This is a genomic window from Bradyrhizobium ferriligni (genome assembly GCF_056837965.1).
Genome location: NZ_JBXEJO010000036.1, coordinates 1 through 18,393, shown reverse-complemented (window position 1 = coordinate 18,393; position 18,393 = coordinate 1). Strand labels below are relative to the sequence as shown.

Annotated in this window: 17 protein-coding genes; 8 read left to right on the top strand and 9 right to left on the bottom strand. The window is 64.7% G+C overall.

What is annotated here, in order from left to right; genetic code table 11:
* Positions 1 to 74: 74 nt before the first annotated feature.
* The 3 genes from AC1VNY_RS21760 to AC1VNY_RS21750 all read right to left on the bottom strand — a co-directional run bounded on the left by AC1VNY_RS21760 (position 75) and on the right by AC1VNY_RS21750 (position 3,654).
* Complete coding sequence (locus tag AC1VNY_RS21760) at positions 75 to 836, bottom strand: bestrophin-like domain (protein WP_028342957.1); 762 nt, start codon at positions 834 to 836, stop codon at positions 75 to 77.
* Positions 837 to 1,061: 225 nt separating this feature from the next.
* Positions 1,062 to 1,442 (bottom strand): hypothetical protein, encoded by a 381-nt coding sequence (locus AC1VNY_RS21755; RefSeq protein ID WP_482406709.1) that lies wholly within the window; start codon positions 1,440 to 1,442, stop codon positions 1,062 to 1,064.
* A 601-nt stretch (positions 1,443 to 2,043) separates the two neighbouring features.
* Positions 2,044 to 3,654 carry an ABC transporter substrate-binding protein gene (locus AC1VNY_RS21750; RefSeq protein ID WP_482406708.1) on the bottom strand — a complete coding sequence of 537 codons (1,611 nt, stop codon included), beginning with the start codon at positions 3,652 to 3,654 and terminating at the stop codon, positions 2,044 to 2,046.
* Positions 3,655 to 3,969: 315 nt separating this feature from the next.
* On the opposite strand from AC1VNY_RS21750, the gene AC1VNY_RS21745 reads away from it, so the two are divergent.
* The 5 genes from AC1VNY_RS21745 to coaA all read left to right on the top strand — a co-directional run bounded on the left by AC1VNY_RS21745 (position 3,970) and on the right by coaA (position 9,414).
* Positions 3,970 to 4,428, top strand: a complete 459-nt coding sequence (locus AC1VNY_RS21745; RefSeq protein ID WP_482406707.1) for a hypothetical protein — start codon at positions 3,970 to 3,972, stop codon at positions 4,426 to 4,428.
* A 254-nt stretch (positions 4,429 to 4,682) separates the two neighbouring features.
* A complete protein-coding gene (locus tag AC1VNY_RS21740; protein ID WP_482406755.1) occupies positions 4,683 to 5,543 on the top strand; it encodes an FAD binding domain-containing protein in 861 nt (286 codons plus the stop codon).
* Positions 5,544 to 5,547: 4 nt separating this feature from the next.
* A complete protein-coding gene (locus tag AC1VNY_RS21735) occupies positions 5,548 to 6,030 on the top strand; it encodes a (2Fe-2S)-binding protein (RefSeq protein WP_018272305.1) in 483 nt (160 codons plus the stop codon).
* A complete protein-coding gene (locus tag AC1VNY_RS21730) occupies positions 6,027 to 8,285 on the top strand; it encodes a xanthine dehydrogenase family protein molybdopterin-binding subunit (protein WP_482406706.1) in 2,259 nt (752 codons plus the stop codon). The genes AC1VNY_RS21735 and AC1VNY_RS21730 overlap by 4 nt, the downstream gene beginning before the upstream one ends.
* A 190-nt stretch (positions 8,286 to 8,475) precedes the next feature.
* Positions 8,476 to 9,414: a type I pantothenate kinase gene (gene coaA, locus AC1VNY_RS21725; protein WP_482406705.1), complete on the top strand. Its 939-nt coding sequence runs from the start codon at positions 8,476 to 8,478 to the stop codon at positions 9,412 to 9,414.
* Positions 9,415 to 9,516: 102 nt separating this feature from the next.
* On the opposite strand, the gene AC1VNY_RS21720 is transcribed toward coaA, so the two are convergent.
* Positions 9,517 to 10,461, bottom strand: a complete 945-nt coding sequence (locus tag AC1VNY_RS21720; RefSeq protein WP_482406704.1) for an ornithine cyclodeaminase family protein — start codon at positions 10,459 to 10,461, stop codon at positions 9,517 to 9,519.
* Positions 10,462 to 10,621: 160 nt separating this feature from the next.
* Here AC1VNY_RS21720 and AC1VNY_RS21715 point away from each other — a divergent pair, with 160 nt between their 5' ends.
* Both AC1VNY_RS21715 and AC1VNY_RS21710 read left to right on the top strand, forming a co-directional pair.
* Entirely contained in the window at positions 10,622 to 11,362 is a 741-nt protein-coding gene (locus AC1VNY_RS21715) for a bestrophin-like domain (protein WP_482406703.1), read from the top strand.
* A 259-nt stretch (positions 11,363 to 11,621) separates the two neighbouring features.
* On the top strand, positions 11,622 to 12,008 hold the full coding sequence (locus tag AC1VNY_RS21710) for a COG4315 family predicted lipoprotein (protein WP_411784813.1): 387 nt from the start codon (positions 11,622 to 11,624) through the stop codon (positions 12,006 to 12,008).
* A 165-nt stretch (positions 12,009 to 12,173) separates the two neighbouring features.
* Here the strand turns inward: AC1VNY_RS21710 and AC1VNY_RS21705 are convergent, their stop codons facing one another.
* On the bottom strand, positions 12,174 to 12,755 hold the full coding sequence (locus AC1VNY_RS21705; RefSeq protein WP_057017581.1) for an HdeD family acid-resistance protein: 582 nt from the start codon (positions 12,753 to 12,755) through the stop codon (positions 12,174 to 12,176).
* A 245-nt stretch (positions 12,756 to 13,000) separates the two neighbouring features.
* On the opposite strand from AC1VNY_RS21705, the gene AC1VNY_RS21700 reads away from it, so the two are divergent.
* The gene (locus AC1VNY_RS21700; protein ID WP_026192947.1) at positions 13,001 to 13,222 is read left to right on the top strand and encodes a dodecin; all 222 of its coding nucleotides are present in this window, start codon (positions 13,001 to 13,003) and stop codon (positions 13,220 to 13,222) included.
* A 265-nt stretch (positions 13,223 to 13,487) separates the two neighbouring features.
* Here the strand turns inward: AC1VNY_RS21700 and AC1VNY_RS21695 are convergent, their stop codons facing one another.
* The 4 genes from AC1VNY_RS21695 to AC1VNY_RS21680 all read right to left on the bottom strand — a co-directional run.
* Positions 13,488 to 14,048, bottom strand: a complete 561-nt coding sequence (locus AC1VNY_RS21695) for a GNAT family N-acetyltransferase (protein ID WP_028342702.1) — start codon at positions 14,046 to 14,048, stop codon at positions 13,488 to 13,490.
* 18 nt (positions 14,049 to 14,066) lie between these two features.
* Complete coding sequence (locus AC1VNY_RS21690; protein WP_482406702.1) at positions 14,067 to 16,424, bottom strand: Orn/Lys/Arg family decarboxylase; 2,358 nt, start codon at positions 16,422 to 16,424, stop codon at positions 14,067 to 14,069.
* 106 nt (positions 16,425 to 16,530) lie between these two features.
* The gene (locus AC1VNY_RS21685) at positions 16,531 to 17,682 is read right to left on the bottom strand and encodes a DJ-1/PfpI family protein (protein ID WP_482406701.1); all 1,152 of its coding nucleotides are present in this window, start codon (positions 17,680 to 17,682) and stop codon (positions 16,531 to 16,533) included.
* A 201-nt stretch (positions 17,683 to 17,883) separates the two neighbouring features.
* A partial coding sequence (locus AC1VNY_RS21680) for a tetratricopeptide repeat protein (protein ID WP_482406700.1) occupies positions 17,884 to 18,393 on the bottom strand: 510 nt, incomplete at its 5' end.

Below are 18,393 nucleotides of genomic sequence, written 5' to 3'. Positions count from 1 at the left end.
GAAGAGCCGACGTTCGCGATCGTCATGCAGACCGCCAGCTATGGGCCAGGTCCGGACATCTTGCCGGGGTTCGGCTACGATCCGAGCGGCGCAAGGGCGTTGCGCAGCGGTGTGCTAGAAATCTGCATCAGTCCGACAAATGGCTGGCTCAACTCCAGGATTAAGAAAAGCGCTGCGGACGCGGAAGTGGCAAACACCAACATTGCAACGATGTTTATCGGGGTAAGGCGCGAGAATAAACTGAAACTCATGAAGATGATTGCCAGCCAGAAAACCAGTATCGCCAGAAAAGGCATGGGAATCGAGGTGTCAGCGTGTTCAAACAGGAGCAGGCGCGTTTGCACCAAGTCAGTGGCTAGCTGTATTGCCCGTTCCTTGAACGAGCGCTGCGCGTCCGTTTTTGGCGAGAGGTTCTGAATCTTTCCATAAGCATCCACCGACAAGGCGGTCCCGCGAAAGGGCGTTCCCTTCGCGGACTCCAAGCTGTCCTCTCGCCAAATCCTCTTAATCAAGGGCTCGACAGCGCCGCGCAGAGTGTCGCGGGCATCGCGGGACTCGGGCCCATATTGCTCAAGGAGATTGTCGAGCAGTATGATGTTGGCGGTCAAATGCCGAACTTGAGTGTTCTGAGCGTCATACGAGCTATTCGCCGAGCCAACCAGCAGACCAAGCACAAGCGCGGCGAGCGTCGTGATGAGCCCGATCCCTAACCGTATGTAATCTTTTGAATCGTCTGCCAGATAATGGCCCGGCAGGGTGTTGCGGAGCAAAGTGCCGAAGAGCGCGGCAGCTATGATGATCGCTAACGCAATCAAGGACACTGCAATTGGGCTCATTGTAGCTAAGCTCCTGGCGCAGCCGCCTCCCGCTTAGTTGACGATGAGCGAGGACCGGCTGTCTTTCCCGATGTTGCAGCCACGGGAACCCTTTAATTGATCCTCTCCACTGGCGGTGGCTCCCAAGACCCATCTAGGATGGAAGGGGCTTTCTCGTCTGGCCAGTACAGTCGCATAAAGAGCAGGAAGTTATCCTCAGCGAATAGCTGGTGTGGATGTAGTCGATCAGGTCACGCAACGGCCGGGCTGCAGGAGCCTTGCGACTTCCGTGAGCGTGCTGACCATGGGCTCGCAGGCCACTGTCGGCTTACGGCTCTGATTCCACAGCGGCGTCTTGGTGATGCGCGCTTGCGCAGATGGAATACGGATCAGGACCGATGTATCGGCTTGATCGTTCAAGCGCAGAGAAACCGTTTTCGTCTGGACTGCGAACGGCTTGGGGGCAGCAAGATGATCTGCCTTGCCGGCGCGATTGACGATGTGACTTGGTTGTTCAGAGCTCGCCTGCCAGCGGTCTCCGAGGTCGTGACCTGAAGCGAATTGCACGGCACCGATCGTCAGTGCGGTCGCGAGAGCGCCTAAAAAAGCTTTGCGAATCTGTGACATGGCCTCGCTCCCCGCCCCACGGCGATCGTTGTTCTTTATGCAGTTCCCCTTTGCCCATCGCTTCCAATGCCATTTTTAACCGTCCGACTGTTTCACCATGCCTTCGTGAAGGCCGGAAAATGGTTTCATCCCGGCGGATTGTGTTTCGTCACCCCCCGAACCGCACTCGGCGGCGGCTATTCCAGAGGTAGCGGCGATCGTCGGCTGAGGTCCGCAACAGGTCAAAAGCAGTCGACGACGATCCGGCACGGCAATTACTGCGTCGCCGTCAGAAGCGGACCTTTATGAGTCCACGCCCTCGTTATCGGCAAGGCTGGGGTGGGGTGCCGCGAATGATGCGCAATCGCAGCCATTGGTTCGCGCCGGAGGGGGAGGCGGATTTCGGAATATTGGAAATGTATTCCTGATTTGCCCGACTTGTCAAGTTGCCCGGTCGAACGCCGGCGGCCGTCGGCTCCTTTGCATGGGGTTGTTTTCGATATTTTGCAGCGCCCGCATGCGGGAGCGGTGAAGCGCCTCGGCGACTGAGACGATGAACCTTCCGACGTGCCTCAGCTGTCCCAACGTTGATCAGCGGCGCGCGTCGCTTGCGCCGCCGATCCTATTCGGTCTTGTCGACGTTCCAGAACACCGGCGGCGCCGGGCCTTCCAGCACGCCGGTGAGCGATTTGCGCCAGGCGCTCGGCAAGCGGAACTGGCCGAGCGGGATATAGATCACCTGCTCGTAAGCTTGCTTTTGAATCTCGACCGCGACCTTCTTCTGCTCCTCGGGCGAGGTGGCGCGCGCATAGGCGTCGCGCATCTGCTCGAGCTTGGCGTCTTCGGGCCAGCCGAACCACGCCCGCTTGCCGTTCGCGGCGATCTGGTTGTTGACGATCGGGTTCATCACCTCGGTCGCGCCGGTGAAGGTGAAGAACAGGTTCCAGCCGCCTTCCTTGGGCGGCTTCTGGCTGGCGCGGCGGCTCACCACGGTCTGCCAGTCCGTCACCTGCGCGTCGACATTGAAGCCGGCCGCGCGCAACAGCTGCGCCGCGACCGTCGGCGGTCCCTTCAGCGTCTGCACGTCGCCGGGGATCATGATCACCACGGGCGTGCCGTCATAGCCCGAGGCGGCGAGCGCCTTCTTCGCCTCGGCCATGCCGTTGCCCTTGATCAGCGTCTCCGCGCCGGCGTCGCTGGCGAGCGGCGTGTCGCAGGCGAAATAGGAGCCGCAGATCTCGTAGTATTTCGCGTTGCCGACGGTGGCGTCGAGCACGTCCTTCTGGTTCATCGCCAGGAATGCGGCGCGGCGGATTTTGGCGTTGTCGAATGGCGGGTGCAGGAAATTCATCCGGCCCTCGATCTGGAAGCCGAACTTGTTCAGCACGGCCACGGTGAGATCGGAATTGGCCTCGAGCACCGGCAGCAGGTCGACCGACGGCTGTTCCAGGAAATCGATCTCGCCGGATTGCAGCGCGTTGATCGCGGTCTGCGCGTCGGGCATCGTGACCCATTCGACGCGATCGACCTTCGCGACCTTGCCGCCCGACAGCCAATCCGGCTTGTCCTTGCGCGGCACGTAGTCGGCGTTGCGCTCATAGACGGCCTTCACGCCCGGCTGGAATTCGGCGCTCACGAACTTGAACGGCCCGCACCCGATCTGCTCGGCGATCTGCTTGCCCGGCGGCGTCTCGGCGAGCCGCTTCGGCATCATGAAGGCGACGTAGGAGGAGGGCTTTGCCAGCGACTCCAGCACGAGGCCATACGGCTCCTTGAGCTTGAGCACGATCATCTTCGGCCCGCTCGCCTCGAGGGAAGCGGTGAATTCGGCCAGCTTCTGCGCCATGCCGTCGACGGCGGTCCAGCGCTTCAGCGAGGCGATGCAGTCCTCCGCGGTGACGGGCGCGCCGTCATGCCATTTCAGGCCGTCGCGCAGCGTGAAGGTGTAGGTGAGCTTGTCGTCCGAGATCGTCCAGTCCGCCATTTGCGGGCGGACCTTGAAGCTTGAATCGATGCCGAGCAGCGTGTCGTAGACCATGTAGCCATGGTCGCGGGTGATGTAGGCGGTGGTGAAACCGGGATCGATGATGCGCAGGTCCGAATGCATCACTGCGGTGATGGTCTTGCCCTTGCCCGCGGCGACGGCGCGCGATGACAGGACGGCCGGCGCCGCAATCGCCGGCGGCACGCCGGCCGCAAGCTTGAGGAGCGTTCTGCGCGAAACTTCGACCATTCGCCGTTTCCCGATCTGTCATTGCGCCGGCATGCTTCACCAATCCGTTGTTGAAAGCAAGCAAGAGCCGCGCCATCGCGCTAGGTCCCGTTGCGAGGTTGCGCAGCCGTGTCCGCTCACTGCTTGAGCACGTCGCCGAGCAGGCGTTGGTTCCGGGCTTCGCCGCTCGGCACGTCCCGACGAGGTTGAGGAGGACTTAACCGGCTGCCGACACTTGTATTGCCTGGGTTAGCCGGGGTTGGACATCTTTCCGGTAGCTTGCTTGACGAGTGTGCGGCGGTCGAACCGCCGCGTCCCTTTGAGAGGCAAGACGCCATGCGCCGCGGTCTGCTCGTTCTTCTCGTGTTCGTCGGCCTGGCGGTGTCCGGTCATGACGTCCGCGCCGCGGAGTTCGGCACGCGATACAGCTACCAGCAGCTGCAGGACCTGACCGAGAAGGGTCCCAAGGGCGAAGCCCTCGCGCTGGGCTATGTGAGCCTCACGCACTCCTTCATCCTGCCCTACAAGATGACGGGCTACTACGCCCTCATGGTCAAGGGCTCCGGCAAAGACCTCAACGGCCGCCCGCTCAACGTTTACCACGAGCTCTCGCAGGAGAAGATCGAGCAGATGCAGCGTGCCGGCACGCTGCCCAATCCGCTTCCCCCTTACCGGCGCACGATCTTCGAATACATGTTCGGCTATGTGTTGTGGTGGTGCATTCCGGCGGCGCTTCTCATCATCGGGATGTTCTCGATGCTTGGGATCGGCTCCGGCAAACGCGGTCAGGCCTGACCGATCTGGTTGGCGGCCTCGTCGCGGCGGGTCGCGAGCGCGCCCCAAGGCACAGGCCGCGCGCCGCCGCCGGCACTGCACAAGTCCGCATCCTGCATAGGAGCCTGCGCTTCCTGCCGCACCTCGCAGGCTGTTCGGACCCCAATCCGCCGTGTAGGCTCGCGATCTGCCGGCCAGCAATCAATAAGGCCACATCCCGCAAATCTTAAGGGAACAAGCAGTCGAGGGAGACCGAAAGAACCGTCATGACCGATATCCGATACGTAGCACCGCGCACGCTTGACGAAGCGATTGGCGCATTTGCTGCCGCCGGGAGTGCCGCCCGCATTATGGCAGGGGGCACCGACTTATTGGTGCAAATGCGCTCCGGCCTGGTGCGGCCGGGACTGATCGTCGACATCAAGAAGATCGGCGAGATGACCGAAATCAGCGAAACCGCCGATGGCGGTTTCCGCGTGGGTGCCGCCGTCTCCGGCATGGAGCTCGCCGAGCATGCGCGCTTCGGCAAGGTGTGGCCCGGCGTGCTCGAGGCCGTGAACCTGATCGGCTCCAAGCAGGTGCAGGGCCGCGCCTCCGCCGGCGGCAATCTCTGCAACGGCTCACCGGCCGGCGACAGCGTGCCGGCGATGATCGCGGCGGGTGCCGTCGTCACCGTGCAGGGTCCGAACGGCCGGCGGGACATGAAGGTTGAAGATGTGCCGGCCGGACCTGGCCGCACCAACCTCAAGCCGGGCGAGATCCTGGTCAGCTTCACATTGCCGCCGCGGCCGAAAGGCTCGAGCGATGCGTATCTGCGGATGATCCCGCGCACCGAGATGGACATCGCGGTGGTCGGCATCGGCGTCAGCCTGACCTTGAAGGACGGCGTCTGTACCGCGGCCCGTGTCGGCCTCGGCGCGGTGGCGCCGACCGCGCTGCTGGTCGCGCCGGCGGCGAAGGCGCTGATCGGCTCGAAGCTCGACGATGCCGCGCTCGAAGCCGCCGCTGCCGCGTGCCGCGCCGCCTGCCGTCCGATCGACGACAAGCGCGGCACCATCGCCTACAGGACCAAAACCGCCGGCGTGCTGCTCAAGCGCACCGCCGCGATCGCCGCCCAGCGCGCGGGAGGACACTAGCACCATGGCGAAACTGCACGTCACCACCTCAGTCAACGGCGAGCCGGTCGAATTCCTGTGCGAGCCGTACGAGACCATGCTCGACGCGCTGCGCGGGCAATTGGGGCTCACCGGCTCCAAGGAAGGCTGCGCGTCCGGCGATTGCGGCGCCTGCTCGATCACGCTCGACGGCCGCCTGGTCTGCTCCTGCCTGATGCTCGCGGCCGAGGCCGAGGGCCACGAGATCAGGACCATCGAGGGCATGGCCAGGGGCGAGAAGCTGCATCCGTTGCAGCAGAAGTTCCTCGAGCATGCCGCGCTTCAGTGCGGCATCTGCACCTCGGGCATGCTGGTCGCCTCCGAGGCGCTGCTCGCCAAAAACTCCAATCCGACCGAAGAGGAAGTCCGCTTCTGGCTCGCCGGCAATCTCTGCCGGTGCACGGGTTACGACAAGATCGTCCGCGCGGTGATGGAGACTGCGGCTGAAATGCGGGAGATGCGCCCATGAACGTCGTCAACAACAAATGGATCGGCCAGCGCACCATCAGGCCCGATGGCGTCGACAAGGTGACCGGCCGCGCGGCGTTTGCCGCCGACACCACCATGCCCGGCATGATCTGGGGCAAGGTGCTGCGCAGCCCGCATCCACACGCCCGCATCAAGTCGATCAACACCGCCAAGGCCGAGGCGCTGCCCGGCGTCAAGGCGGTGGTCACCGCGCGCGACATCGTCGACTTCACGATCGAGAAGGGTGCCGTGATGCTCGGCATCCAGGACATGCGCTGGATGTGCCGCAACGTGATGGCGCGCGACAAGGCGCTGTTCCCCGGCCATCCCGTCGCCGCCGTGGCCGCGACCACGGAGGCGATCGCGGCTGAGGCCTGCAAGCTGATCGAGGTCGACTACGAGGTGCTGCCCTGGGCGATCGAGATCGACGACGCGCTGAAGCTTGATGCGCCGATCCTGCACGAGTTCAACAGATTCGACGGCAAGCCCTCGAACATCATGGGCCGCATCGAATCCAAGAAGGGCGACATCGCGCAGGGCTTCAAGGAGGCCGAAGTCGTCATCGAGCGCTCCTTCACCACGCGCCCGGTGCACCAGGGCTATATCGAGCCGCATGCCTGCCTGATCTCGGTCGCCGCCGACGGCAAGACCACGATCTGGTCGTCGAGCCAGGGCCAGTTCATGGTGCGCGCGATGACCTCGATGCTGACCGGCATCCCGCAGAGCGACATCCGCGCCATCCCCGCCGAGATCGGTGGCGGTTTTGGCGGCAAGACCATCGTCTATCTCGAGCCGCTGGCGACCTTGCTCGCCAGGAAGTCCGGCCGCCCGGTCAAGATGGTGATGACCCGCGAGGAGGTGATGCGCGCGACTGGGCCGACCTCCGGCTCGAAGAGCACGGTGAAGATCGGCGCGAAGAAGGACGGCACCATCGTCGCTGCCCATGGCAGCTTCTATCTGCAGGCCGGCGCCTTCCCGGGCTCGCCGATCCGCGGCGCGGTCGGGTGCAGCTTCGCGCCCTACGACATTCCGCATGTGCTGTCGGAGGGGTTCGACGTCTGCTCCAACCGCTCCAAGGTCGCGGCCTATCGCGCGCCGGGCGCGCCGATCGGCGCCTATGCCGTGGAATGCGTGCTCGATGAGCTCGCCGAAAGCCTCAAGATGGATCCGCTGGCGCTGCGGCTGAAGAACGCGGCGAAGGAAGGCACTAAGGCCGCCCACGGCCCGGTGTTCCCGCGCATCGGCTATATCGAGACGCTGGAAGCCGCCAGGAACCATCCGCATTATGCGGCGCCGCTCGGCAAGCTGCAGGGCAGGGGCGTCGCTAGCGGCTTCTGGTTCAATGCCGGCGGTGAATCCTCCGCGCAGGTCAACATCACCGAGGACGGCAACGTCGTCGTCACGACGGGGCATCCCGATATCGGCGGTTCGCGCGCCGGCATTGCCAATATCTGCGCCGAGCTGCTCGGCATCGATTACAAGCGCGTCTCCGTCATCATCGGCGACACCCAGACCGTCGGCTTCTCCAACCTGACCGGCGGCAGCCGCGTGCTGTTCGCCTCCTCGATGGTGGTGACGCAGGCGGCCGACAAGGTGATCGCCACCTTGCGCGAGCGTGCGGCGAAGATCTGGGAGATCGACCCTGAGGCCGTGAAGTGGGAGAACGGCGCCGCGCATCCGGTGAGCCCGAACGCCGGCCAGTTCGAGCCGTTGACGCTCGCCGATCTCGCCGAGAAGGCGCCGTCGCAGGGCGGCCCGATCGGCGCCAGCGTGCAGCTCAACACCCAGGGCGCCGAGGGCGGCTTCGGCACCCATATCTGCGACGTCGAGGTCGATGTCGATCTCGGCATCGTCCGCGTCATTCGCTACACCGCCGTGCAGGATGTCGGCCGCGCCATCCATCCGAGCTATGTCGAGGGCCAGCTGCAAGGCGGCGTCGCGCAGGGCATCGGCTGGGCGCTGAACGAGGAGTACATCTACAACAAGGACGGCAAGGTCGATAATCCGGGCTTCCTCGATTATCGCATGCCGGTTTGTTCCGACCTGCCGATGCTCGATTGCGCGCTGGTCGAGGTGCCGAACCCGAAGCATCCGCAGGGCGTCAAGGGCGTCGGCGAGGTGCCGCTGGTCCCTGTCATGGCCGCGGTCGCCAACGCCGTTCACAACGCGCTCGGCAAACGCTTCTACAGCTTGCCGATGTCGCCGCCGAAAGTGTCGGAGGTGCTGGACGCACCGACGCAGCAGGCAGCTGAGTAGGGAGCGTAGGGCGGGTTGCGGTTCGCAAGCCGCCCTGCGGTTCTCCAGCGGTTGCCGCGTAGCCCGGATGAGCGAAGCGATATCCGGGGAGCGAGCTTCCCGCATGTCGCGGCGCCCGTCATCGGGCGCACGTTCGTGCGACCCGTTGGCTCATGTGGGCTACACGCCGCATCAGGCTCACCGTGAACGAATGAGGATGACCCACCCCGACGAGCTGTCCGCCTACATGATCTTCGGCCGCAGCGATTGGGCGGCCTTGCGCGCCAGCACGTCGCTGACGCTCTCGGACGCGGATCTCGCGACGTTGCGCGGATTGAACGAGCCGATCAATTCTGCCGAAGTCAGCGACGTGTATCTACCGCTGACGCGCTTGTTGAACCTGCATTTCGCGGCGGCGCGCAACCTCGCACACGTCAAGGCGGAGTTTCTCGGTCGTCCGGCACGCCGTTCGCCCTACATCGTCGCGTTGGCCGGCAGTGTCGGCGTCGGCAAGAGCACCTTTGCCCGCGTGCTGTGTGCGCTGCTGGCCCGCTGGGCCGATCATCCGCGGGTCGAGCTGGTGACGACCGACGGCTTCCTGCATGCCAACGGCGTTCTCGAAGAGCGCGGTCTGATGCGGCGCAAGGGTTTTCCCGAGAGCTATGATCTGCCGCGCATGTTGCGATTTCTGGCGGCGGCGAAGGCGGGCGAACGCGAGCTCGAGCTGCCGGTCTATTCGCACCTGATCGGGGATATCGTGCCGTCGGAACGCCAGGTCATCCAGCAGCCGGACATCCTCGTCTTCGAGGGCCTCAACGTGCTGCTGGCGCGCGGCACGGCGCCGGTGGTGGTGTCGGATTTCTTCGACTTCTCGATCTATCTCGATGCCGACGAGGCCGACATCCAATCCTGGTATGTCGAACGCTTCCTCAGATTGCAGCCGACGGCGTTCCGGAATCCCGCCTCCTATTTCCACCACTACAGGGACCTGCCGCCCGACGATGCGCGTGAGGTCGCGGAGCGGCTGTGGCGTGAGCATCATCGCGCCAATCTCAGGGAGAACATCTTGCCGACGCGGACGCGGGCCGACGTCGTGCTGCGCAAGCGCTCCGATCATTCGATCGGTGAAGTCTGGCTGCGGGAGACGTAGTGCAAAGACGTAGCCCGGATGAGCGAAGCGATATCCGGGGAGCTGGTCCCGCATGTCGCTTCGCTCATGCGGGCTACTGAAAAACCGCGCAGGCAGCAGCGCTCACCTTAGCTCCTTCCCCAACTGCGCAAGCACCGTCTCGCAGGTCATCAAATCCAGATGCCCGCCGCCGGCGTTCTTGAAGAAGGTGATGTCGTCTGCTGACAGCCGACCGGCGACCTTGCCGCCGGCAAGATCGTAGTGATCGCCGAGCACATCACTCTCGGTGATCGCGCCGCTCGCGATCGGCTGCAAAATGTCGCCGACGCCGTCGAAGGCGGATTCGCGGCGGTCGACGAAGATGCGCGAACGCCGCGCCGCCTCGTCGTCGGACTCGCGGGTGTCCGGGGTGAAACCGCCGACCAGATCGAGATGGGTGCCCGGCCTTAAATTGGCGCCCTTGACCAGCGGCTCGCGCGAGCGGGTGCAGGTGGTGATGATGTCGGCCTCGCGTGTCGCGGCGTCGAGATCGGTGACGGCTTCAGCGGCGATGCCGTCGCCTTCCAGCAACGCGGCGAGTTCCTGGGCGCGCTCGACCGTCCGGTTCCAGACCCGCACCCGCTTCAGCTGCGGCCGCACGGTGCGGTGGCCGCGCACCAGCCAGCGCGCCATCTCGCCGGCGCCGACCACCAGTAGCGTCTCGGCATCCGGCCGCGCCAGGTGTTTGGCGCCGAGCGCGGAATCCGCGGCGGTCTTCCAATGGGTGATTTCGGCGGCGTCCATCACCGCGAGCGGACGCCCGTCATTGCCGTCGAACAGCACGCAGACCGCCTGCACCGCCGGCAGCTTGCCGTGGGCGAGGTTGCCCGGAAAGCTGGTGTAGAGCTTGGTCATCATGAAGCGGCCGGCGTCGACGGCGCTGCGCGTCACCAGCTGCTGGCCTTCGTCGTCGCCGAGATAGCTGTCGTGCACCGCGATCTTCGGCCGCCGGTGCGCGGCCTCGATCGCCTCGATCAGGACCGGAAAGCTCAGGACGCGGTTGACCTCGCTGTCGTCGACGATATGCACGTGCTATCTCCTTTGGAGCGCCCCTCGCGCTCTCGCCGGACGTTCCCCAAAACTTGTGCGGACTGGATAGCGCGTGGGGACGGCTAGTCAACCGGACATGCACCATTGGGCGTCCCTTGCTATCCTGCGGACCTGATTCTCTCGCAGGTTTTCGCAAGCCGTGGTTGCATTCATCGTCGCCGTCCTGATCTTCGTCCTGCTCGGCGGCGCCGCGCTTGCGACCATGGCGATCCATGCCCGGCTCGCCGATCATCACCGCAGCGACGAGACCAACACCTCGGTACGCCTGGTCGCGACGCTGTTCGTCACCATGCCGTCGCTGCTGCTGGGACTGATGATGAACAGTGCCGCCAACACCTATGTGGCGGTTGACCGCAATTTGCACGTCTTCGCCACCGACCTCATCCTGCTCGATCGCGGCCTGCGGCCGCTCGGTCCGAGCGCCGACGAGCCGCGCAAGCGGCTGCTCGCCTATGTCGAGCAGGTGCTCAAGGATGTGCCGATCTCACGAGCGAACGAGGTGTCCGAGCGCCTGCTCGACGAGGTCGGCACCAGCCTGCGCGAGCTACGGTTCGACGACGAGCAGAAGGTCGCGCTGTGGAACGACGCCCGCTCGGTCTACCGGCAGGCGGTGCAGCAGCGCTGGACCTTTGTCGAGCAGTCCGACGGCTCGTTTCCGTCGCCGCTGATCTGCATCCTGGTCGGGTGGCTGACGCTGATGTTCGCGACGCTAGGGTTTCGCGCGCCGCGCAACGCGGTGGTGATCTCGACCACTATCGCCGCCGCGGCGCTGATCTCGGCCGCGATCTACCTGATCCTCGAAATGAGCACACCGTTCTCCGGCCCGATCCAGCTCTCCGACCGCCCGCTGGTCCGCGCCGTCGAGGAAATCAAACGGTAGCACATTCGGTGTTGTAGCCCGGATGAGCCAACGGGTCGCGCGAACGCGCGCCCGATGACAGGCTCCGCGATATCCGGGGCGGCTCCCGCATGTCGCTCCGCTCATGCGGGCTACGGGACGGTATCGGCACGCGCCTGCGGCTTTATTCCCCTCGGATTGATCGCCGTCCCGAAAATTCTTCGCGCGCGATCAGCGGAATAGCGCGCGCCCTCCGGCGTCCTTACGCATGCAAGCCATTTGCATTCGAAAAGGAGACATCATGAAGACATCGATCTCGCTCGCGCTCGCCACCGCCATGTCGCTTGCGCTCGCCTCGACCGCCTTTGCCGCGCCGCCGACCAAGACCGGAACCACCGCGAAGGGTTCCGTCCTCACCGACACCAAGGGGATGACGCTCTACACCTTCGACAAGGATTCAGAAGGCAAGTCGGCCTGCAACGGCCCGTGTGCGACGAACTGGCCGGTCTTGAAGGCGGATGCCAGCGACAAGGCCGAAGGCGGCTACACCATCATCTCGCGTGACGACGGCTCCAAGCAGTGGGCCTACAAGGGCAAGCCGCTCTATACCTTCGCCAAGGACCAGAAGGCCGGCGACATCACCGGCGACGGTTTCCTCAACGGCGCCTGGCACCTCGCGCAGCCCTGAGGCTTGCAGGCGGATTGAGCGCAGGGCGGGTTAGCCCAAGCACAACCCGCCGTCTCTCCGCACGCATACATGCGGCGGGTTACGCGGAGCCTGCCATCGGTCCGCCCTCGGGCGGACCCGTTGGCTAACCCGCCATGCGATCCTGCCTGAAGCGACGATCGCGCCTCACGCCCTGCGCTTCAGCGCCATGCCCATGCTGATCCAGCTCACGCCGGCGCAGATCAGATCGACGCTGAGGAAGATGCCGAGCACGTAGAGGCTCGACACCGGCCAGCGCGCCAGGATCATGGCCCCGAGCACGAGCGTGATCAGGCCGGAGATCGCGACCATTCCCCACGGCGCTTCCGAGTTCATGCCGAAGGCGAGGAAGATGCGGACGATGCCCGACACCACCAGCGCGATGCCGAGGAACAGCGTCAGCGTCGCCGCCGCGAGCAGCGGGTTCTCGAAGGTGATGAAGCCCGCCACGACATAGAGCGCGCCGAGCAGCAGCCAGAACAGGAACTTGCCCCAGGTCTTGAACTGGAACGCGTTGATGATCTCGGCGACGCCGGCGACGATCATCATGGCGCCGACGAACAGCACGCTGACGACGGTGGCGAAGAAGACGCTGCCGAAGGCGAGCACGCCGGCGATCAGGTAGATCACGCCGAGGGCGACGATCCAGCCCCACTTGGCGCGGAGGTTGGAAAGCCCGGATCCGAGGCTGTGAGGAGGTGTGGCGGGTGAGCTGGACGCAGTGGACATCGTATCGCTCCCGAATACTTGATGAAACCATGCTACCATAGGTCAAGGCCCGGACAAGGGCGGGTGCGCAGCTGGCACGAAATGCATGCTGGCACCAAAGGCGCCGCGACACGTTGATTCAATTCGTCCGGCGTGTTGCCGCGCAGCATTCGTCGGTTTTGACGATGGCCGGCCCGCATCGGACGATGGACTGTCCGAACCGCAGCGCAAGCGGTCCGGATCGCGCATCCACAGAGGAGGTCGACATGCCCGCCACGCACGACAAGGATCACGTCTACAAAATCCTGGAACTGGTCGGATCATCGGACAAGAGCATCGAGGCGGCGATCGAGAACGCCGTCAGCCGCGCGTCAAAGACGATCCGGGAAATGAAGTGGTTCGAGGTGGTGCAGACGCGGGGCCATATCGAAGACGGCAAGATCCGGCACTACCAGGTGGCGCTGCGGGTCGGCTTTACGCTGGAGTAGGGCGGCCTTAGTTCGTCATTCACCGGTGCGCAATTCGAACGCGAACCTGCGCCCCACTGTGCTGTCATCGCCCGGCTTGACCGGGCGATCCAGTACGCCGCGGCCTCTCGGTTCAAGCACAGCCGTCTCTGGAATACTGGATCACCCGCTTTCGCGGGTGATGACACCGCGCTGTTTGACGTCCTGAATTGCGACGCATCCTCATCGTCGTCCCGGCCGTCGCCGGGACGACGAATGTGGAAAAAGCGGGCAGCCAGCTCCCCGATCACCGTCGCGACAGCGGCGCGGGCGGCGGCGGGGCGGTGGCGCCGGCGGCGAGCGAGCGCTGAACCATCACGGTGTCGGACCAACGGCCATAGCGGTAGGCGACACCGGGCAAATGCCCGACGCGGGCGAAGCCGAAGCGGTCGTGCAGCGCGAGCGAGGCGGCGTTGTCGCTGTCGATGTAGCCGATCATCTGGCGGAAGCCGGCGGCGGCGCAGGTGTCGATCAACTCCTGCAGCAGCCGGCCGCCGACGCGCTGGCCGGTGAAGCGGTGATGCACATAGATCGAATGCTTCACGGTGTAGCGGTACGCCGGACGCTTGCGAAACAGCACGACATAGGCGTAGCCGACCACCTCGCCGTCACAGATCGCGACGAGATGGGGCAGGCGGGTGTTGCGCAGATTCTTGCGGCGGTCGCGCAGATCGTCGGGCTCCGGCGTGCCGCTGTCGTCGACGCTTTCCTCGACGCCGCGGCGGATGTGGTGGCGGTAGATCGACAGCATGGCGTCGACGTCGCTGTCGCGGGAAGGACGGACGGTGATCTTGTGATCATTCTCCATTGTGTTGCGTCCGTTCGCCTATTCGGACACGACATAGGTGTAGAAGCGGACGCGGCCGGAGTCGTCGATCTCCTTGTAGATGCCCTGGACTTCGACCTCGAAGCCCGGGAACGCATTGAAGCTCGCCTCGAACATCTTCAGATAATCGATCATCGGCTTGCTGCGTTCCGACAGCCGCTCGCCGGGCACGATGGTGGCGATGCCGGGCGGGTAGACCACGAAGGGCGTCGCGGCGACGCGGCCGAAGATCTGGTCGATCGGCAGATAGTCGACATCGTTGCGGATGAGATATTGTGCGGCCTGGCGCGGCGACATCGCGATCTCGGGCAGGTGCTCGGGCAGGAATTGCCTGGCCTGCAGCGTGCTGACGCTACCGTCGCGGAAGAAGCGATGCATGTCGCCGCAGAGGTCGCGCAGCCGCACCCCGCTATAGCGCTGCGGGCGGCGGCGGAAGAATTCGGGGATGACGTCCTCGATCAGCGCGTTGTCGTCGTGCAGCTTCTTGAAGGCGACGAGCCCCGACACCAGCGTGCCGGCCTTGCTTGCCTCGACGCCGGGCGTCAGCAGGAACAGCAGGGAGTTGAGGTCGTTCTTCTCGGCGACGATCTGGTTCTCGCGCAGATATTGCGCCACCACCGGCGCGGGGATGCCGTGATCGGCGTAGGCGCCGGTGGCGTGATCGAAGCCCGGCGTCAGCAATGTGAGCTTGTTCGGGTCGGTCATGGCGAAGCCCGCGGTCAGCTCGGGGAAGCCGTGCCAGGTTTCGCCCGGACTGAGCTGCCAGTAGGACGGATTGGTCGCGAGCTGATCGGTCGAGATGGTCTCCCAGGCGACATTGTGCACGCCGTTCTCGCGCGCGACGTCGGGGATCTTCACGCGGTCCGGCACGAACGGCTCGAAGAACCAGCGCCGCTCGGGGCGCGTCTCCTTCTCCTCGAACTCGCGCTTCACGGCGCGGATCTTCTTGCGCAATTCGATGCCGAGCCGGATCGTGTCATCCCACAAGACTTCGCCGGAGCGGCCCTTCATCATCTGCGCGCCGACATCGAGCGAGGCGAAGATCGGATAGAACGGCGAGGTCGAGGCGTGCTGCATGAAGCTTTCGTTGAAGCGGCGGTGCTCGACCCGGCGCTTCTGGCCCTTGATGTGGCGGTCGCGGATGTGGATCTGCGAGGCCTGCGAGAAGCTCGCGAGCTGCTTGTGAGTCGATTGGGTCGCGATGATGCCGGGGGCCTCGGGGCCGAGATCGGACAGTCCCATCGCGAAGCGGCCGGCATAGATCGGGTGGAATTTCATGAAGCCGGCCCAGGCCTCGTCGAACAGGATGTAGTCGCAGAGATGGCCGATCCGCTTGAGGATCATCTCGGCCGAGTGGATGGTGCCGTCATAGGTGCACTGCTCGACCACGGCGACGCGGAACGGACGCTCCTTCTTCCAGGCGTTCTCGTCTTTGACCAGCGGATGCTTGCGGATGTGGTCGCGCAGCGGGCCCTCGTCGAGCAGGTCCCAGCGCATCGGGCCGATCAGGCCCCAGGCGTTGCGCACCGTCGGCACGTAGATCGGGATGCCGCCGCCGATCAAAAGCGCGCCGTGATGCGCGGCCTTGTGGTTGTTGCGGTCGAACAGCACGAGGTCGCCGTCGGTGACCAGCGAGCCGAGCGCGACCTTGTTGGAGGTCGAGGTGCCGTTGAGCACGAAATAGGTCTTTTCGGCGCCGAAGATCCTCGCCGCCTCCTTCTGCGCCCGCAGCGCCGGCCCCTCATGGGTGAGGAGGTCGCCGAGGTCGAGCACGGAATTGTCGAGGTCGTCGCGAAACACCGCCTCGCCGAGATGTTCGACGAACACCCGTCCGATCGGGCTGCGGCTGTAGAACACGCCGCCATTATGGCCCGGGCAGGTCCAGAGCTGGTTGCCTTCCTCGGCGTAGTCGACCAGCGCGCCGAAGAACGGCGTCTTCAAATTCTCGGCATATTGCTTCAGCCTGGAGATCAGGTTCTTGGCGATGAAGGGCGGGGTTTCCTCGGACAGGAACACGTAGCCGTCGATGAAATCGAGCACCTCGACCGGCAGGTCCTCGAACCGCTTGCGGCGGATCAGGAGGATGATCGGGAAGTCGAGGCCGCGCCGGCGCATCAGGTTGATCAGCGCCGCGGTCTTGCCCTCAAGCCCCTTCTTGCCCCAATCGACCACCATGCAGCCGATCGCGGCGTCGGTCTGCACCGCGATCTCGGCATCTTCCAGCTTGCGGGCGCGGACCACCTCGAAGCCGGAGCGCTCGATCTCGGCGATGATCTGGTTGAAGCGGATGCCCTCGAGGTCGTCGGCCTCGAACACCGGCGCAGCGAACAGGAAGTTGAAGCGTTTGAAATAGTCCATGCGTGTCCCCGAACTGGTCCGGCGCTGACGTGTCGGCACAATTCATGACAGGCAGATGACAATGGGGTGGATCGAGGATCGAATACGTTGTTGGGGACGCAATCCCTCACTGCACGGCGTCAGCCCTTGGATATTCCAGCTGCATGGCGACGAAATCCGCCGTGCCGCGGCCATAGCGTGTCTCGATCCCGGCGAGCGCCCGGTCGAGTGCCTGCGCGGGCGGCGCGGTGCCGACTGCGGGCAGCAGGCCATCTGCGGACCAGGCCGACGCCACAACCTGCGGATAGACGCGCAGGCCGTTGCGGGTGGTCACGACGCCGCCGGTCGCGGCGAAGGTCACGGCGTGCGCGCGGTAGGTGCGCGACCAGCTGTCGGCGACCAGCGCGAGCGAGACCTCGTCGACGCCGGGAGCAAGCGCGAGGCCGAGCTGTTCCCGGTTCCAGAACGCCAGCGTGTTCCGGATCGCGGTCAGCGCGAAAGGACGTGTGAACTTGAAGGCGTTGCTGTCATGCCGCGCGTCCCAGCCGGGCAGGCCGATCTCGCGCGCGACGGCCTCAGCCCTGGTGGGGCCGGCGATCGCCTCGATCAGGGTCAGCGACATCGGCATCGACGCCGAAATCCCGGTCGTCGTCGCGACGCCGTGGTCGACCACGATGCGGCGGTCGGCGACATACCGGATCTCGGGATGCTTGTTGCGCCAGTTCTTCAGGTAAAACCAATGCGTGGTGGCGCGCCTGCCGTCGAGCAGGCCGGTCGAGGCGAGCACCTTGGCGCCGGCGCAGACGGCGACGATCACGGCGCCTTTCTCCGCCTGCTGCCGGATCCATTGCATGACTGTGGGATCGTCGTCGCGGCTCATCGCCGGCACGATGACGTAGTCGGCGCCGTCGGGATGTGCGGCATCGAATGCGGCGATGGTCGCATCAGGCTCGACCTTCAGCACCGGGAACAGCGCGACCGGACCGGGGCCCGTCGCCAGCGTAATGACATCGGCAACATCGGCGCGCTTGAGGATGCCGTAGGGCATCAGATAGTCGGTGGTCTCGGTCATGTCGTTGATGCCGAGGATCGCGACCAGCGGTCGCGCCCGCTTCGGCGGCTTCAGCGCCGCGAGCGTTGCATCCTGCTCGGCCTTGGCGATCGGAGGCGGAACCCGGAACGCCGATGCGGCGGGCAGGGTGAAGAGCCAGATGCCGCCAATGATTGGAACCAGCGCGGCAACGGCGATGCCGCTCCACGCGAGAAGCCGCCAGGTCATGATGATCGATCTCAACGTATCCGCGTGGGTCGCCCGGCACGCAAGCTACTCGCCGGTCACGCCGACCAAAACGGCGAAATTCCCGCAAAAACGGACACGCCAACAACGCGGCTCAAACGCGTAGCCCGGATGAGCGACAGCGACATCCGGGGCCGGCCCTTCCCCGCATGTCGCTCCGCTCACGCGGGCTACGCGACGCGCTCAGTAGACGAGGTTCGTACCCGGCGGCTTTTCCAGTGCCGCCGCTAGCGTCCGATACTCCTCGCAGTCGGTGCCACAGATCTCGGCGATCCGCTGCAGATGATACTGCGCCTGGTCGCGGTTTCCCTGTTCGATCTGCCACAGGCCGTAGTAGTTCCACGTCAGCACGTGGTTCGGATCGGACTTGAGCGCACGTTCGTACCAGACCTGCGATTGCTTGTAGTCGCCGAGCTTGCGATAGGAATAGCCGATCAGGTTCGCGACGTTCGGATGATCATCGCGGCCGAGTGCGTGCAACTGATCGATCGCGGCGGCGTAGTCGTTGCGTTCGTAGATTGTCGCATAGGCCGCGCGATAGCCGTCGCGAAATGCCGGGTCTTCGAAGCCGGACTGCTTGACGGGTTTCTTGACCTTGTGCGTGGTCTTTCTGTCCTTCTGCTGGGGATAGGACGGTGCGGGAGTGCCGTAGCTCGATCTGTATGGGTCCTGTCTCTTATACCCATCTCCGAG

What these genes read in the sequence shown, in the direction of transcription:
- AC1VNY_RS21685 (WP_482406701.1), bottom strand. Translation starts at nt 17,682, where the DNA reads ATGACCTGGCGGCTTCTCGCGTGGAGCGGCATCGCCGTTGCCGCGCTG.
- AC1VNY_RS21745 (WP_482406707.1), top strand. Translation starts at nt 3,970, where the DNA reads ATGCGCCGCGGTCTGCTCGTTCTTCTCGTGTTCGTCGGCCTGGCGGTG.
- AC1VNY_RS21690 (WP_482406702.1), bottom strand. Translation starts at nt 16,424, where the DNA reads ATGGACTATTTCAAACGCTTCAACTTCCTGTTCGCTGCGCCGGTGTTC.
- AC1VNY_RS21755 (WP_482406709.1), bottom strand. Translation starts at nt 1,442, where the DNA reads ATGTCACAGATTCGCAAAGCTTTTTTAGGCGCTCTCGCGACCGCACTG.
- AC1VNY_RS21695 (WP_028342702.1), bottom strand. Translation starts at nt 14,048, where the DNA reads ATGGAGAATGATCACAAGATCACCGTCCGTCCTTCCCGCGACAGCGAC.
- AC1VNY_RS21710 (WP_411784813.1), top strand. Translation starts at nt 11,622, where the DNA reads ATGAAGACATCGATCTCGCTCGCGCTCGCCACCGCCATGTCGCTTGCG.
- AC1VNY_RS21760 (WP_028342957.1), bottom strand. Translation starts at nt 836, where the DNA reads ATGAGCCCAATTGCAGTGTCCTTGATTGCGTTAGCGATCATCATAGCT.
- AC1VNY_RS21750 (WP_482406708.1), bottom strand. Translation starts at nt 3,654, where the DNA reads ATGGTCGAAGTTTCGCGCAGAACGCTCCTCAAGCTTGCGGCCGGCGTG.
- AC1VNY_RS21730 (WP_482406706.1), top strand. Translation starts at nt 6,027, where the DNA reads ATGAACGTCGTCAACAACAAATGGATCGGCCAGCGCACCATCAGGCCC.
- AC1VNY_RS21705 (WP_057017581.1), bottom strand. Translation starts at nt 12,755, where the DNA reads ATGTCCACTGCGTCCAGCTCACCCGCCACACCTCCTCACAGCCTCGGA.
- coaA (WP_482406705.1), top strand. Translation starts at nt 8,476, where the DNA reads ATGAGGATGACCCACCCCGACGAGCTGTCCGCCTACATGATCTTCGGC.
- AC1VNY_RS21700 (WP_026192947.1), top strand. Translation starts at nt 13,001, where the DNA reads ATGCCCGCCACGCACGACAAGGATCACGTCTACAAAATCCTGGAACTG.
- AC1VNY_RS21735 (WP_018272305.1), top strand. Translation starts at nt 5,548, where the DNA reads ATGGCGAAACTGCACGTCACCACCTCAGTCAACGGCGAGCCGGTCGAA.